Source organism: Bacillus sp. FSL H8-0545 (assembly GCF_038006105.1).
Lineage (GTDB): Bacteria > Bacillota > Bacilli > Bacillales > Bacillaceae_G > Bacillus_A > Bacillus_A cereus_U.
Window position 1 is genome coordinate 16,518 of the sequence record NZ_JBBOUO010000002.1, and the last position, 16,559, is coordinate 33,076.

Sequence of the window (16,559 nt, forward strand, 5' to 3'; positions counted from 1 at the left end):
GCTTTCCGTTGAAGTTCGTTCTGCCCAGTCTGGTAATATTTCTACACCTTTTTCTAATGTATTTTAAATTATATAATACTAGTAATTTCTGTTAGCCTTAATTCATAAAAAATAATTTTTAAAAATTTATAGCATGCCTATCTATTAAAAAAGCACTTGATTTCCTTTAGTCGGCAATCAAGTGCTTTAAATTCATATGTTTTTAAATAGTAACCTAATTCATTAAAAATGTATATTTATCTCTTCTTTAAGAGCTTTTTCTAAATATTCTTCAAAACTGCTTGCTATAATTTCTTTTCCACCAAAATCAAAGTCAAATGTTATGATTTCTGTATTAGGGGAATTAAAACCTACTGGATTCCCTGCACTGTCTATTCCAATAACAATAAAATTCTCATACCCTTCAGGAAGAATACGTCTAAACTGTAGGGATTCCTTTACAAATGATGGTGTAGCAACAAACTCTGCCTCTCTCAATCCTAAAACAATCGCTTCACCAACTGCTCCCGAACCATACTTCAAAAGAAACATTTTAAAGTCCTCTGGTAATTTCACTTTTAGCTCAACTTCAGCTTGTGTCACTTCCTCAATATTAACAGTCCCTCCAAATGCTTCAGGGCACATTTCAAGCTCTTCATCAATTGCATTTAACAATTCTATTTTCATTCAATCCCCCCTTTTTAATCATCTTATTGGTATATCTTGCTTTCCAATATTCTTTACGCCATTTCTTGAATTCCCGCCTAGCTTCTCCACTGCCAACTCACCTTTATTTCCAAATGGACGCTGTCTTTTGTTTCCAAAATCAGGGTCTCTACTAGGCATCTCAATTATTGGTCCCTCAACTCTTTGTTCATGATGGTGAAGTATAATTGTATCAGATACTCTATCTTTTGGTGCGTACCCTTAGTGCACTTATAAAATTATAATGTGCCTACTCATTTCTATCCTATAATGCAAAAAAAGCACTTGTTACCTATAAGTAGACAAGTGCTTTGAGTTTATATGTTTTCTAAATATAAACGCCTCTTAAAGTTTGTAATTTTTATCATTTTATAGTAACGGTTTAACATCCTTTAGGTATCTTAACCAGTCCTCAGAGCCTATACTAGCCCATTAGTTTAGTGCCTACGTCACCGTATTATAATTTCTTCCTCAATTCCTCAATCATCTTTCTTATTTAGTATTAAACCAACACTCCATAATGTTATAACCATCATGGCATTTTGATTCAAACATGAGTTTTTAATCATAAAACTATTAAAGTTATTAAAAACTATAAACGATTTGGAACCGAAAGAGAGAAATATTAACCCATCATCATGCCCTTTAATTAAAAACAGCTTCAGCTTTTAGCCCGATGGTGACGAACTAAATTCCATACCCCATATGGATTATAAAATGGGTCATCTTCTTCAAACATTGTACAGTTCTCTTGCTCCAATAAGTATATAGGCCCACTAGAATCTATACTAAATGTTTCTCCATCGTTAATAATTGGATTTTCATCAAGATTATATAAACAAAACACTCTAAATAAGGTAGCAACTTCTCTTCCACTTATTCCTTCTATTGAAGTTTTTATATCACGTAATCCGAAGTTCTGCATACCAGTAGTATAAAAAGTATCCCCTTCTCGAGACATTTGAACAAATGCTGAAAACAATTTTGTTATATCCTTACTGTTTGTCGCATCTATCCATGCTTCTTTGGTACATGCCCTTCCAGAAGATTCAACATTCACGGCAATACCACCAGCACTAAGAACAGCACTTGCAGCCTTCATAAGGCATTGAACCCTCTCAAGAGATCCACCTTCACTTATAAGGTAGATTATGCTTTTATGTGTTTTTATCTTCTCTATATCTTCTATATCAAGCAATCCATTTCCGTTTATTCCCATAAATTCAGCGATATAAGGATTCGGTTCACTTATATCTACTTCGAAAAATTCTTCTGGATTATCTAAACGTCCAACATGGTTACCCATATATATATATCCGTCACCATTTCTAGCCATCGTATTTTTAAAATCATTTCTATTTATCCAATTCCCTGGTATACCTAAAATAATCTTTGGTAAATCCATATTTTTATTCACCTACTTCTCTAATTATCCAAAATGGCTTATCAAATAACTCCTTTAAAAATAAAATTGACTTTTTCTAAATATTGTTTTGGTTGTTTATCACTTATTTCTTTCAAAATATTGATTACTTCTGCTTTTTGAGAAGGTGTAACCTTTCTCAAAACATTAATAAATGGAACAATTAAATCATCTGTAGCTAAAAGACTTCTATAAAGCCTTTTAGCACAATATCTAGCTTGTGGTAAAATGTAACTCATTCCTTCAATTAATTCATATAACCCCTCTTCAATTCCATTCCGTTCAATAATATAAAAAATAGTTTCAATTAAATCACCAATAATGGAAGGTTCATCTATTTCATCATGAAAAACACTACACAAATCACCAATTACTGTATTATCAGCAGTTTGTGATATTTCATTTAAAATTTCTTCTAATACTTCTATACTATCATCTTCATGAGCCAAAAAACGCATCTTTTTTAAATTTGATATCATATTCTCTAAAGACATTATTTCCCTCCATAATTAAGGTTTCTTAAAAATTTTCAAACCATCCTCTTGATCATTCTTACGATAGTTTTGATAGTATTCAATATACTCTCTGATTCTTTCCCTCGAATCTTTATTGTATAAGCCGTCTTCTTTTAATATCCTTCGTAAATCATTTACATCAAACGCTAAAGCATCTCGTGGTTTCAAAGACATATACAGTTTAAAATCTTCTGGTCTTGTTCTTGAACTCAACCCATAAGTAAAAGTCCGTCTATGTCTTCCACCCCTTCCCGGGTGTGGATGCTCTAAGTTGATAGCATAACTTTCATCTGTCTCAATACTATATTTATCATTCATATATTTATTAGATGGCATATGATGGCCTGTAATGTTGTCACCTTTTACTTCTGGAAGCTCCCCAAATTTACCATGATTCAATTCATTCTCAAGGTATGTATCACTTGTTTGTGGAATTCTTTCGTTCTTCTTATTTACGAAATCCTTATATCTATTATTAAGCTTTTCTTTTAATTTACCGTAATCAACCTTATCTTTACCCGCATCCTTATCAAAAACCTTCTCCCCATTCTCCTTCATAAACTGATAAGCATCTTTCAGAGCGTCTAATCCTCCGCCTCCTCCATTCCCAATGCCAGCAAACGAAGTTTTAGGGCCAAAATTCGGGATCTCAATATTTTTAATCTTCTCCACGACATTCTTCATACTACTCGGCAACTTATTCATTAATGCCGTTACTTCTTCCAACTTACCAACTATTTTACCTTTTTTCGCGGCTACTTGAAAGACTTTTGTACCCTCTGCGAATTTTCCGAATGCAGCTGTTCCTTTCACTGCGGCGGTTACTTCACCAACGCCGACAAAACAACTGCCAATATCAAATATCGCGCCACCAAGAGCATAAGGGTCAGTCAATGCTTTTTCCACATAACCTTTTACGGAGTTAACTAGTGCCTTACCATACTTTGGATAATCTTGCCAGCTGATGATGGCTTGTCCAAGATTTTTTATCGTATTACCTGCTCCGTAAATATCGTCCAGTTTCCATTGTTCTGTTTCTACGCCGCGTATCGAATTAAAGCCCCACTCACCAAGCTCTAAGGCTAGGTAAGTTACCTTCATTGCACCTATCGCTATCCCACTAATAGCGGATCCTGCCGCCCCTATAAAACCTTCTAACACCAAGAGATCATCAGAAAGTCCTTTCAGGAAAGGAATGTTCTCCCCTACCCATTTTGTACCTTTTCTCAATACATCCCATTTCTCACCAGCACTATTAGAAAAGTTTTGAAGCCAAGCCTCCACTGGATGATTGTCCGCCCATTCCTCTTGCTTTTTTTTCATTTCTCTTTCAGCTTGAAGTTTCGCTTCTTTTTCCGCTTTCGTGATTTGTGTATCCATTTCATGAATGCCTTTTGCCAACGCATCTTGTGCAAAGAAGGCTTGAAGTTGCGGATTAGTATAAGATAAACTACTCATTTCTTTTGCCATTTGAACTTGTTTGTTTAGGGCATCGAGAATGTCTTCCGCATTGCTTTTTTCTTTTTTGCTTTCAAATTGCTGTACTTTTTGAATCGTATCCTCTAGTTCTTTGCTGGCTGCAACCAGTTTTTCATCAAACTGGCTGTTCGGCATACTCAGTGAGATCAAATCACTTACGCTGTTATAAATATTAGAGATGCGACTATCAAGTTCATGTTTCTTGGGTTGAAGATTGGAAAGTTTGTTTTGCGCTTGAAGCAATGCATCTTCCAGAATAACCGCATTCTCATCAGTTTCTCCCGTTGTTGACTGAAAATCCTGTAAGGTTTGCGCCATTTCCATAATGAGGAATTTATTGGCGAGTTCCAATCCAGTCACAACTGTCTTTTGGTTATTATTGATGTCGTTGACAATCGCTTTTCCTGTTTCCCCCTGCATGGCATCAGCTTGTATAATCCCATTCAATGCGTTTTTGGCTTTTTCAAGTTGTTCATTGGTTTTACCGGTGTCTTTTTGGAGTTTTGCCAGTACTTCAAGGAATTCCTTTAAATCTACTTGAAAGCCCATTTAATCCGCCTCTCTTTCTGGTGAAGTATGAACAGCTTCATAGAAGGCAAGCGCTTTATCTAGTGGTAAAAAGGCACTGGATAGCTTGCCATTTGCTACTTGCATACTTCGTAAGAAAGTAAAAGCAAATTGTTCTTCCCATTCATTCGTCATCCCAGGTGAAACAACTCGCTTAATCATCATATTGGACACATAAATCGCTGGTGTGTTACTCATTTCACCAAACGGCCACAAGTAACCAAGATAATCTACCACATAATCGTTAAATCCCTCTCTTAACGGTACTTTGCGCCCTGTTAAAACCACGAGTTCTCCGAGTTCACTATTCTTGAACATATTTTGAATTACTTCTGGCATCATGTCTACGTCCAATTCCACAACGGTACCTAGCGGCAAAATTTCGCTATAACACGCATCAATCAAACCCATCAAACGTAAAAATTGAGAAAATGGAATGTCTAATTGCGTTTCTAATCGTTCAAAACGAATTGTCTCATTCGGATAATCAAACGTCACTGAGAATTTCGCACCGATTTTTGGTTTGTTTTCAAAGACATCTTCTTGATTTCGAAACGCCTTGTAAACCTCACGAAAAAGGGAAGGCTGATTCCCCAGCAAGTTACCCATTTGTAATAGTTCGTCAGTAATCTCTAAATCTAATGTTTTGTCATTTTGTAAAACAACTTCTAAAAGTTCTCGTTTGTTATATTCGACCATATTATTTGAACCTCACTGTGTTTTGTTGGATTACATTCGCCATTTGGGCATCTTCATCGACAATTTTGTTCGCGACGTCTTTCATTTTGCCTGTGTCAGCAGAAGATACTCCTTTAAATCCTTCTAAAGTTGTTCCGGCTTTCTCTACTAAATTTTGAAAACTCGTTAACCGAGATAGATTATTCTTGGTAATGTTCGGTGAGGGAACTTTCTCTATCACACTAACTGCGTTTTCTGCACTTGCGACTGCACTGTTAAATTTCCCTTTATCTATACCTATTTTTCCCATTGGTATTTTCTCCTTTTTCTATAACATAGAACGCAAACCGCTAATACTTGCTGAAATGCTCGCAATAGCGTCACCTATTATAGACTGATCCATTTCTAATAGAATGATTTTACTATTCATCGCGTTTAGCTTTTCATTGTGCTTCTCTTTATCTGCATCAAGCGCTGTTGTGATTTCTTCTAATTTTGTATCGAATTTATCACGACGTGTTCCTTTGAACTGACTTGTTGTTAGACTCCTGCCTAAATTGGTAAACTCTTTCTTATAAGAATCAAAATTAATAAGTTCGCTCTGTAAAGATCTCTTTGCGGCTTTTAAGCGCTCTAACTTTTGGGCATTTGCCCTGTGACTAGCCATTTTACTATCATAACTTGCCTTAAATCGATCAACACGTGCATGGATATCCGCTTTTCGTGCAGCTTCTTTGGCTTTATCTTCCTCCTGAGCCATAATGTTTTCCCTCCTCAAAATCTAGTTTCCCCATCAAGACTATCTTTTTGTTTTACATCAGAGTTCATCAAATAAAAGAAACTATCAGTATAGAAATAATTAACTGCAAGGACTGTCACTAACGCATCTTCAAAGCAACTACTAATCTCTTTTTAATTAGTCTAGTAGTAACGACTTACTACATTTTTAAAATGTAATTCTTGTCCGATTCCTATTCTTCCCACTTGCTTCTGATAGCTTTGCTGCAGCCTTTGCTTGCGTTTATCATCGCTCATAAAATTGATCTACTCACTAACTAATTTCACTCGTCCTGCATTTCGTCCAACAAAGAAATGAGACTCATCTAATTCCACTGTAGGTTCACTATAACTAGATTTCACATTTATAAATCCTTGATCAGCTAAACGCGTTCCAATCATCCCAGCTGGAATATTTGCTCGTAATCGTTTATTAAATTCATCATAACTGTTCTCAATTTGTTTTTGATTGCCGTGGAAAATGAAATAAACACCTACTTTAGAACCATTCTTCAAATATTTATTGAATGTTTCATCCGAAATAAATGTTTTATCTCCAAATATTTGCGCATCTGGAATATACACAAACATCGGTTGATTTTCACTTTGTGTCTCTCTTTCTTCAATTTCACTCATTAGATCATTAACAAAAGTACTGTACTCCATATCTGATACAATCACATCGAAGCTTTCTTTGAATCTGCCAAATCGTTCGCTCCCATTAAACACAATTCTTTGTGCTTTCCCTTCAAAATGTTTGAAGTTTTGAACGATTATACGCTCAATATATTCCGTTTGCTGTGGCGTATCGTCTCCAATCACAAAATAACCATGTTTTTCTGGTACAAAACCAACGACATTTGTGGTTTCTTTACTTAGAGCAAGTGGTAGATGTAGATTATCTAACATCTCTTGTACCTGTGGATTTGTATAAAAATCATGCATAGAGATCGTTTTAGATAACATCGGAATCTTGGTAGGACGTGTGCCCTTCCATTGCTGATTCATCTGTGCAATCTCTTGCTCTAAATTATTCAATCGATCAATATCATTTTTTCCATGAGTTGGTAAATAAATTTGAACTTCATGTGGCTCGTCTAGTTTGATTTGCGCTCGTCCAACAATTTCTTGCGAAATCAAAGCATCACGTCCTACAACATCTCGAATTGCACCTTCTTCCACAAGGAATAGCCCAATATGTGATGGAATATTACTCGCCATACTCATTCTGAAGCTGTTCGTACGAAGAACCGTCATAACTACATAGAGTCCCAAACTTGCTCCTTCTCGTAAAAGCTGATTTAACACAGATTCTATAGCTTCCTCTAAAGGACTCTCCTTAATTGAGTCAAAACCATCAACAATGGTAACAATCCCTGGCAACTGCTTTCCTGATTTCTCTTCATATTGAGACAGACTTGCGACACCATACTCTGTAAATGCGTCTTTTCGGCTTTGAATTTCTTTGCGAATTCGTTTGAGGAACTTCATCAGTTTTTCTTCTTCCTCTAACCGAACAATATCCACCACATGCGGTAAATCTTTTATTGGAAGTAAACCATTCGTACCAAAATCAAATAGGTTAAACTGGACCTGTTCAGGATTGTTAATTCTTGATAAATTCATTACAAGAGTTTGTAATGAAGTGGATTTCCCAAAGCCTGGAGATCCATAGATTGCAAGGTGACTCAACTCTTCTAAATCAAGTAAAAAGTCAATTTGTTCTTGTCTTGATGGAATATCCATCAAACCAAATGGAACTGAAAGATTTCTTTTCGAATCCCCTGAAGTTACTACATTAATCTTTGGACTATCAATTTCTGTTTGTAATGGAGGTAACCAAGGTTTTTCAGGAAGAACTGCATTTGTTTTTTCAGCATGAATCACAATAGCTTCTACAATCGCGTCCAATTGTGTTTGTTTTTCTTCCTTTTTCATGGACACTTCATCATCTTGAGATAAATCTGTAGTTAACAATTCGTGCTGGCCTAATTGATTAATTAGCCAAATTCTTTCATCTACTTTTTCTTCATATTGTGCATCTGGATTATAATACGCTCCACTCCACGCAGATTGAAACAGTTCATAAATTTCATTGTTTCCGACCTGTAAATACGCTCGTCCTGGTTGAGTAATCGTTGCTGCATCAGGTGTTTTAATAATTTCATTTGAATCACTTGGATCGGCTACTTTTAATGCTAATTTGAATCGTGAGTTTGACCAAATCTGGTCGTCCACTACTCCACTTGGCTTTTGAGTAGCTAAAATCAAATGAACTCCTAACGAACGACCAATACGTGCAGTTGATACTAACTCAGCCATAAAGTCTGGTTCATTTGCTTTTAATTCTGCAAATTCATCACTGATTAAGAAAAGGTGCGGCAATGGTTCTGATGGATATTTTTTCTTTTCTACAGGATCAGCAATTTCTTTTCCCTGTTTGTACAACTTGGTATACCCATTAATATGATTAACACCAAATTCACCAAATTTCCGTTGTCTCTTTTGTAATTCTGCTCGAATACTTTGTAATGCTCTTGCAGAACTTGCACCGTCTAAGTTTGTAATCGATCCTAAAAGATGTGGTAAATTCTTAAATAAATTCGCCATACCTCCACCCTTAAAATCAATCGGTAAAAAGCCAACGTCTTCTGGTGCAAAATTTACTGCTAAAGATAAAATATAACTTTGGACAATTTCTGATTTACCAGATCCAGTTGTACCTGCCACGAGTCCATGTGGGCCATGTGCTCGTTCGTGTAAATTCAAATAAACAATGTCATCTTTTCCTCGAACACCCAAAGGAACAGCTAATGACTTTGAAGTGTCTGCTTTTTCCCAACGAGCACCAATATGTAAATCTCCAACATTTTTCACATCATATAATTCTAGAAAGTCAATCGATTCTGGAATCGCATTTTTCTCTACCTCTACATGTTCTAAATTAGCTATGCGTTGTATTGCTTGCTCAATTGGATAACTTTTGGGTAAATGGTTGGGAACAAAAAGTTGATTCACGTACTCATTATTATTGTTAATTAATACCGCGGATTCGTTACTTTGATAATCAATAACTGTGGTTGCTGTCTCTGGCAACATGTTTAACGCGTCTTTCCCCCAGATGACCGTAACACCGTATTGACTCATATCTTCAGCTAAGAATTCATTTAATCCATGCCCAGAGAGCCAGCTCTCGTCTAAAATCGTAAACATATAATGCGGAGCAAAGGTTACTTTCTCATTGCCCGCCTCTTTGACTTGTTGCCGACGTTTTGTTAACAACTGATAGAACGAATTTAAAACCATGTCACGTGTCTGTGAATTATGAATAATTCCTCGTAAATTTAAGCTCCGTATTTGAAAATGTGGCAACCAACGCCATGCATGCCAACAATCTTGATAATCTTCTTCTGGAACTAATGCTACAAATTCTACATCTCTATAAGAATGTAAAACGGAAAGCTGAAATAATATTGTCTGTACAGCTATTCGTAGTACTGTTTTTGTTCCTGCAAGTCCTAACGTTTGATTTAACGTCGAGATGGCAATAGGTGCATCTTTTAACGTTTGATGTGGCCAAACAATTTTTTCTTCTGCAAATATACTTAAAGCATCATCTTCTTCTCTTGAATGATAACTGACTTTATAACTACTTTGAATCTCTCCATGACCCAAACGAATACTTATAAAATCAGCATTTGTCATAGTTTTTTCATAAATTCGTGGACTGTATTCTTTTGTTATCAAAGACAATGAATCCATATCAGGGAAGTTATACGTTAAAGCTTCAAATTGCTTTTGAGAGAGCAACGACAATTCTTTTTCCTTTTGAATAAGATACTTTTCATAGTACTCACTTCGCTTAAGATTCTTTTGTTTCACTTCTTTCTTATTCGTAATATAACTTGAAACAGAGAACCCTGCCGTGAGTAAACTTACCCCCCCCATGCTTAACATCATAATAGGGTTTCCATTACTTAATACGCTCGTTGCACCACTTAAAACAACCATTGCCAATGGCGGAACAATCGTACGCAATAAATCACTTCTCCCATCAGTTTCCTCAGCTCTTGGAGGTTGAATTGCTATCTCATCTTTAGGCTCTCGTAAATGAATTCTTGGACTACGTCTAAATTCAGGGAAATTTTTTGGGTATTCTGGAATAAATATCTCGTTAATAATCTCCCAAGAATTTAGTGAAAATTCTTGGGTTATCTTACACAACTTAAATTGTTTTTCTCTCAATTCAATAAGCACACCATCAATAACAAGTTGATCCCCTACAGACAAAACTTTTTCTAATCGATCTACTTTCTTTCCATTAAAGTAAACTAATACCCCATTTGAAAACAGATTTAACTGGTAAGTTTCATTCTTTTCATTAAATGTGACCAGGGCAAAAGCCTTAGTCGGAATGGTGATTCCTGAGTCCTTTGAAGAAGAAATCACAAAATTTGTTTTCGGCTTGATAGTAGTTAAAACTTCTAATTTTTCATGAGGTAACGCGAGAATTCCGTCCTTCATATCACCTGTCCATGGATCTTGATCCAAGAACAAATGCGTGCCATCAAAAGAAATTTCATGGTTACCAATCTTAAGTGATGGCTTTGACATTGTTAGTTCGTGATGCGAAAATATATGACCAAATGAAAAAATATCATAGAGTACAGACGCTTTATTTACAATTTGATCATCAATTGGTACACCTTCACTAGATAATCTATTGTTTAGATTTCTGATCATCCGTCTTACCCTCCAATAACTTCATGTACTTTTCCATCTCTTCCTTATATTTCGAAAGTAATTCTTGTTTCTTCGCACCATTCATCTTGTTATCTGCATTTGTTACATCATAAACTTTTGTATAGGCGTGAAGAATATATTGATTATCTCCAATATTTTTAGCAATATTTAAGGCCTTTTCAAAGTCTCCTTTTCCTATATAGATCCAATAAAGTAATGTGTTATCATTTGATTTTTGGGAGATAGTCCCTAATACAGATTCTTTCTGCTCATTAGACAAGCTATCTAGTTGAATCGAGCTCACTGCTAACACATATAGTGCGCTTTTAGGAAGATTCTCTGGTTTGTCTTCCTTTAAAGAATCTAGAACATCTGAATAATTATTTGAAATAAACTTTGATTCTGCACTTATGATTCGTTTTTGCTGAGGTACAATATTTAATGAATATATCCCTACCCCTATTGAAAGACCTAATGTTGCAAGACCAAGAATAATTGTTCCCCACTTGAAAACAGTGTAATTTCTACTTTTCACCAGTATGCTTGTAGCATTTCTTTTTTCCTTTTGAATCGCAACTGTTTCCATTAGTAACTTGTCTATCTCTTCAAACGAAGAAGATTCTTGAATTTTTTCGGAAAAAGGATCTCGGACTGCACCGGCCCCATCAATTAGATTCTCAAAATCCAGTTTTGGATTTAAAATATAAAGAAGTAATGCCTTGTATTGTTTTAGATATACTTCTTCTGTTGAAAGATAAGGAATAACGGTATTCATTACGCCACGATGACCAATAAACAACTCTTCCCCAAAAATAAAGATATTTTTAGGATGGATAAATGGCGTTACTGGTTGGTTAAGATATTCTTTTAAGAAATTTACTTTTTGTGCTAAAAGAAGGCGATCAAATTCATCTAATTTTTTAACATATTGTTCAAGCGAAAAAGATAATTCATCTTTTTCATAAGTGATAATGACCTGTTCTTCATTCGCCACTTCTATCTTTCCAGTCAAAAAGTGTGGTGCTTTATTTAAAAATAACTGGAATTGCTTTACACCTGACAAAGAATATTGATTAGCTGTTAAGTGCACTTTAATAAAAGTAGATGTAGTTTCCTCTTTAATAACTATCAAACTATTTTTCATTTCCCCCATACTCTAGTGTTCCTCCAAACTCCCTATAATTTCTTTTACTGCTAATTGATCACCATCCGCCAATGGATATTTCGCCAATATAACATTTTCATCTAAATGAATTGGCTTATTTTTTACTTCCAATGAAAAATGAGTGGGCAATTCTATATTTACTAAAGATAATGAATCAACCAATAGTTCTTTCAATCTATTAGAAGAAACCTGATTAGGTATTGTTAAATCAAGTATTTGCTCATTAACATGAAGTTCGATATTAATCATTGTTCTTTCTGCCATTGTTTACTCCTTTTTCCGTATAAATAGGTTTGAAAATCTTTTACCTAATAACCAACCTAAAAATAATATTCCAGTTACACCCATGCCTAACAGTATCCAGAAGGTCCATCTAGGAATTTCATAATTGGTATGTTCCACAGTTGCTTCATTTTCATTAGAAGCTGTGTAGTCTTTAGAAAACAGCTGCTTGGTAATTGTATCCTGTGGTTTCTTTTCTACACTCTCATCGGTAAGAAATACTTTTTCTTTTATACTTGAAGTACTCTTTCTATTTTCTTTCTCAAGTTCCTTATTTTTTGTGTTTTTGTCTTTTATAAACAAATCTTCTATCCCTGTAACAGAATTATTATTTTTATGATTTTCTTTTTCATAAATCACGTTGTTATGAATCGTTAGTTTTCCATCTTCAGCATAGGCTAGACTGCTAAAACTAGTAAAAAGATTTGTCACACAAAAAGAAATTAGAAGAGAAAAAACGAGAAATTTTGGTTTTATCATTTTTTCCAAATTCGTACATCCTTTCTCCTAACAACATAAGCTATTGCTCTTGTTCAGCTTTCTCTGACTTTTTCACACCTGGAAAAGCAATGAAATTCGTACCAATTCCTACAACAATAATAATTACCAATAACAAGTAACTTTCCCATCCAACATGAATACCATTGCTTAGTGCTGTATAACCATTTTCTATGTTTTGAAGCGGTGAAAAACGATAAAGTAAATCGACAATACTACCCGGACGAGTATGCATTCCTAATAATGGTGTTAACATGAGATATAATCCTAAAAGTGAAACACAAACATAGAGTGTTATATTTTTAAACTGACGAGAAAAACCTGTTATTAATAAAGTTCCACCTAAAATATTTAGGAACGTGTAACTAAACCAAGAGATATTAAACACTCTCAAAATACTAAAAGTAGTTATTCCAGCAAAGAATAGTGAGATAATTAGACTGACACCTGTTACCTTCATAACATTAGGAACATTTAGCCATGCCCTTGTAGGTGTAATAAAAACCATATCTTTCGTAATTTCTCTACGTTGAATAGTACGACATAAGGAAATGCCGGTAATGACTGAAAGAACAGCTCCAACAAGCGTCATATAGTAAGGAATAATAGACGTTTGGCGAGTAGCTTCAAAACTTCCTTTTGTAGCAATTGGGGCTGATAGAAAATTGAATACTTTATAATTATCTGCTCCACCTTGTTTGGTATTAGAAAGCACTTTGCTAAACTCTTCTGAGTATTTTTCATTTTTACTTGTATTCTTTTGAATTTTAGTGACTGAAGTATTTAAATTATTCAAAACAGTATCTGCATTTTTTTGAACATTATCTGTATTTTCTTTTAACTCCTGAATTTTTGGAGAAATGTCATGAGCTTTCGCTGCAGATTTTTCTATACTTTCAGCCGAGCTCTTTGAACTCTGAACTAAACCTTCCATTTCTTTTACTAAGCTATCTGTTTCTGAAGAAATTGGTATTGTATCGTTCTCTGCAGGATGTTGATTTTCTGCAGGATGTTGATTTTCTGCAGGATGTTGATTTTCTGCACTTTTTAAAGATTCTTCTTGGATTTTTTCATTTTCTTTCCATGATTGATACGTTTCATTAATCTGTTGATTGGCTTGTACAAACCAATTATTTAACTTTTCTGCTTCATTCAGAAACTTCTGAGGTTCAGTCATTAGATTTAAAGTTCCATATAATGTATTTTTTGTTCCATCATGATTTTTATCCGTTGTTGATCCAATTGTTTCCTGTAAATTTTTTATTTGGCCTTCAATATCTGTATAGAGTTGATTTCCTTTATTCTTAAATTCTTCATAAATTTTCTCTGTAATAGCATCTATCTTTTGTTCACCTGTGATATTGTTATACATTCGATAAACAGAGTTTGAGTTTGCCAACTCTTCGAGAGTCTTCTCTTGATTTTCAGTTTTGTTAATCATATCTGTATAGCTATCAATAGATATGGAATCTTCTGGATTTCCAAATAAGGTAACAATTTGCTGTGCAGTGCTATCAAGCATTTGAAATTGTTTCAATAACTCAGGTAAGTCAGATATTAAATTCTTATTTACATCTATATATTCTGCATAGCTGGCATTCACTTGAGTTTGCTCATTAACAATCCATGAATAATCAACAGAGACAAAAGAGTTCTTCTTCATTTTTTCATCCAAGGTCCAATCAAAATCCGCCTTAAACGTTAAGCTAAAACTTGAAGGTAACGGCGGAAGATCCTTTTCTGTTTCTGGTTTCGGCTCTGGATCCGTTGGCGGTTTCGGCTTTTCTGGTTCCGTTGGCGGATCTACCGGCGGTTTTGGTTTTTCTGGATCCGTTGGCGGATCTACCGGCGGTTTTGGTTTCTCTGGATCCGTTGGCGGATCTACCGGCGGTTTTGGTTTCTCTGGATCCGTTGGCGGATCTACCGGCGGTTTTGGTTTTTCTGGTTCTGTGGGGTTCTTTTTCAATGAAATACTGAATTCATGATTAGAAACTTCACTCCACTCAGAAATGTACCCATATGATTTGAGTTTTTGATCCAATTCTGTTTTTAACACCGGTAAAAGATCCGTCAAATTTCTTATTCCTAAACTTCCTTGTTCTGTATGGTCTGTCTTCAAAGAGATTCTATTATCTTTTGTTGGATCAATAGATATAGTGACCTCCCTACCATTTATAGGAATTATAGAGTTATGTTCAGAATTACCTTCTAGATAGGAAAAGTTTCCTTCCTTTCCTATTTCTTTTTCAAAATTTTTCGCATAACGCCGAACTATAGTTAGCTCATCTTGGAATTTTTTAGATTGAGAATCAGTTATAATATTCTCAGCAATTAACTTTTGTAAAAGATTTTCTAAAGTGTCTGCTGGAATTTGTGGTAGACTTTCTTCTATCATTTGACGATAACGATTATCTAAATTAACTTTATTTTCTTTTGAATCAGCCATTAGTTTCACAATCGCCTGTTTAATATCCTCCTCAGAAGCTGTATCCGGATTTTTTTCTGCACTTCCATAATAAGTTTGTGCAATCTGTTTTCTTAAATCAGTAAGAGTTTCAACTTGCGATTGCAATTGCTTAATTTCATCATTTAGTTCATCAATTCGAGCAGTTTGTGTTTCTTGAAATAGCTTGGCATTTAGCAAGAATTCCGTATAAACCCCAGATGAATTCACTTCACCTGCTGCCGATGTATAAAAGTTTCCTAGTTGTTTAAACATTGATTGGTTCAAACCATCATATTTTGCTTTATATCCCGATAAATCAGATTGCCGTTGGTTTTCTAATTGCGTTTTCTGTAGGTTAAATTGATCCTCAAATTGCTTTTTTTGTAGGTTAAATTGATCCTCAAATTGCTTTAAGGAATCTTTTAACTTTTCATTTGTTTTATCGATATTTTCGGTAACTGATTTTTTGGCTTCTTTTGTCGAGGTACTGCCTGCTTCTAAGCTCTTATTATTATCATCCATTAGAGTTTTTACGGATGATACAAATGCTTGTTGTTCCGAGAGAAAACCTTTATTATCTTCATCAAGAATACTCGAAACATTTGATAAATTATTAAATCCTCCCGACAACTCCTTAAATGGATCTTGAATATTTGTCATCAGATATTTCTTAGCATCAGTTTCTGCTCCAACAATTTTATTAACATTTAGTTGGGCTTCTGATAAATTTCCTACAATACTTGAGAAATACATCTGTACAACTCGTTGATTGAAATTTTTCAAAATATCATTTACTTGTGTTTGAACGGCTTGATTGGATATCTCATTTTGCCCTTTACGTACACGATAATTAATGGTCGCCTGTTCTGGTGCTATACTTTGAAGGGACAAAAGACGTTCAGAGAAATCTTGAGGAATAATAATTTCTGCATCAAATTGACCATTATCAATTCCTGCATTAGCAATATTCCTACTGACCGTCTGCCAACTATTTTTTGAATCTTGATTAATCAGAGTAACAAAGTCTGCACCTAGTTCATACTTCCTCCCCTCAAAAACAGCCCCTTTATCTTCATTCACTAAAACATATTGAACCTTGGATACTTTTTGATTTGTAGACCGGTACACATTATCATCTTTAAAACCAAAATAAGTGAATGTCAAAATAAGAAATAATCCACCAAGTATAATGACGAGTAATGGAAAATAACTCTTATATTTTTTTATCAAAATACATTTCTTCCTTTCAGATAAATTAAAAAAGGTGTCAGCACAATGAGTTGCACTGACCCCTTTTAAAAA

General features: G+C 34.7%; 13 protein-coding genes. All 13 read right to left on the reverse strand.

The genetic code is table 11. The annotated features are described in order from the left end of the window. Positions 1 to 222: 222 nt before the first annotated feature. Positions 223 to 666, reverse strand: a complete 444-nt coding sequence (locus MHI07_RS26140) for an SMI1/KNR4 family protein (RefSeq protein ID WP_340826947.1) — start codon at positions 664 to 666, stop codon at positions 223 to 225. Positions 667 to 684: 18 nt separating this feature from the next. Next, positions 685 to 825, reverse strand: a complete 141-nt coding sequence (locus tag MHI07_RS26145) for a hypothetical protein (RefSeq protein WP_158081098.1) — start codon at positions 823 to 825, stop codon at positions 685 to 687. A gap of 520 nt (positions 826 to 1,345) precedes the next feature. Then, on the reverse strand, positions 1,346 to 2,089 hold the full coding sequence (locus MHI07_RS26150) for a DUF4261 domain-containing protein (protein WP_340826948.1): 744 nt from the start codon (positions 2,087 to 2,089) through the stop codon (positions 1,346 to 1,348). Between the two features lie 41 nt (positions 2,090 to 2,130). Next, a complete protein-coding gene (locus MHI07_RS26155; protein ID WP_044441006.1) occupies positions 2,131 to 2,601 on the reverse strand; it encodes a hypothetical protein in 471 nt (156 codons plus the stop codon). Between the two features lie 15 nt (positions 2,602 to 2,616). After that, positions 2,617 to 4,650 carry a T7SS effector LXG polymorphic toxin gene (locus MHI07_RS26160; protein ID WP_340826949.1) on the reverse strand — a complete coding sequence of 678 codons (2,034 nt, stop codon included), beginning with the start codon at positions 4,648 to 4,650 and terminating at the stop codon, positions 2,617 to 2,619. Then, positions 4,651 to 5,367 (reverse strand): DUF4176 domain-containing protein, encoded by a 717-nt coding sequence (locus MHI07_RS26165; RefSeq protein ID WP_088004774.1) that lies wholly within the window; start codon positions 5,365 to 5,367, stop codon positions 4,651 to 4,653. 1 nt (position 5,368) lies between these two features. After that, positions 5,369 to 5,656 carry a TIGR04197 family type VII secretion effector gene (locus tag MHI07_RS26170; RefSeq protein ID WP_340826952.1) on the reverse strand — a complete coding sequence of 96 codons (288 nt, stop codon included), beginning with the start codon at positions 5,654 to 5,656 and terminating at the stop codon, positions 5,369 to 5,371. Positions 5,657 to 5,674: 18 nt separating this feature from the next. Beyond that, complete coding sequence (locus MHI07_RS26175) at positions 5,675 to 6,106, reverse strand: DUF5082 family protein (RefSeq protein WP_340826953.1); 432 nt, start codon at positions 6,104 to 6,106, stop codon at positions 5,675 to 5,677. A gap of 284 nt (positions 6,107 to 6,390) precedes the next feature. Next, complete coding sequence (essC, locus tag MHI07_RS26180) at positions 6,391 to 10,866, reverse strand: type VII secretion protein EssC (RefSeq protein WP_340826954.1); 4,476 nt, start codon at positions 10,864 to 10,866, stop codon at positions 6,391 to 6,393. Beyond that, entirely contained in the window at positions 10,844 to 12,019 is a 1,176-nt protein-coding gene (gene essB / locus MHI07_RS26185) for a type VII secretion protein EssB (protein WP_070140261.1), read from the reverse strand. Before essB ends, essC begins: the two co-directional genes overlap by 23 nt. Positions 12,020 to 12,022: 3 nt before the next feature. After that, positions 12,023 to 12,295, reverse strand: coding sequence for an EsaB/YukD family protein (locus MHI07_RS26190; RefSeq protein WP_016128393.1), 273 nt, complete (start codon positions 12,293 to 12,295; stop codon positions 12,023 to 12,025). A 3-nt stretch (positions 12,296 to 12,298) separates the two neighbouring features. Continuing rightward, positions 12,299 to 12,793 carry a type VII secretion protein EssA gene (gene essA, locus MHI07_RS26195; RefSeq protein WP_223260405.1) on the reverse strand — a complete coding sequence of 165 codons (495 nt, stop codon included), beginning with the start codon at positions 12,791 to 12,793 and terminating at the stop codon, positions 12,299 to 12,301. Positions 12,794 to 12,833: 40 nt separating this feature from the next. Further along, positions 12,834 to 16,487, reverse strand: a complete 3,654-nt coding sequence (esaA, locus tag MHI07_RS26200; protein WP_340826955.1) for a type VII secretion protein EsaA — start codon at positions 16,485 to 16,487, stop codon at positions 12,834 to 12,836. Positions 16,488 to 16,559: the final 72 nt, after the last annotated feature.

Excerpts from the sequence above, each read along its gene's own strand:
- MHI07_RS26140 (WP_340826947.1), bottom strand. The coding sequence starts at position 666 with ATGAAAATAGAATTGTTAAATGCAATTGATGAAGAGCTTGAAATGTGC.
- MHI07_RS26145 (WP_158081098.1), bottom strand. The coding sequence starts at position 825 with ATGCCTAGTAGAGACCCTGATTTTGGAAACAAAAGACAGCGTCCATTT.
- MHI07_RS26150 (WP_340826948.1), bottom strand. The coding sequence starts at position 2,089 with ATGGATTTACCAAAGATTATTTTAGGTATACCAGGGAATTGGATAAAT.
- MHI07_RS26155 (WP_044441006.1), bottom strand. The coding sequence starts at position 2,601 with ATGTCTTTAGAGAATATGATATCAAATTTAAAAAAGATGCGTTTTTTG.
- MHI07_RS26160 (WP_340826949.1), bottom strand. The coding sequence starts at position 4,650 with ATGGGCTTTCAAGTAGATTTAAAGGAATTCCTTGAAGTACTGGCAAAA.
- MHI07_RS26165 (WP_088004774.1), bottom strand. The coding sequence starts at position 5,367 with ATGGTCGAATATAACAAACGAGAACTTTTAGAAGTTGTTTTACAAAAT.
- MHI07_RS26170 (WP_340826952.1), bottom strand. The coding sequence starts at position 5,656 with ATGGGAAAAATAGGTATAGATAAAGGGAAATTTAACAGTGCAGTCGCA.
- MHI07_RS26175 (WP_340826953.1), bottom strand. The coding sequence starts at position 6,106 with ATGGCTCAGGAGGAAGATAAAGCCAAAGAAGCTGCACGAAAAGCGGAT.
- essC (WP_340826954.1), bottom strand. The coding sequence starts at position 10,866 with ATGATCAGAAATCTAAACAATAGATTATCTAGTGAAGGTGTACCAATT.
- essB (WP_070140261.1), bottom strand. The coding sequence starts at position 12,019 with ATGGGGGAAATGAAAAATAGTTTGATAGTTATTAAAGAGGAAACTACA.
- MHI07_RS26190 (WP_016128393.1), bottom strand. The coding sequence starts at position 12,295 with ATGGCAGAAAGAACAATGATTAATATCGAACTTCATGTTAATGAGCAA.
- essA (WP_223260405.1), bottom strand. The coding sequence starts at position 12,793 with ATGATAAAACCAAAATTTCTCGTTTTTTCTCTTCTAATTTCTTTTTGT.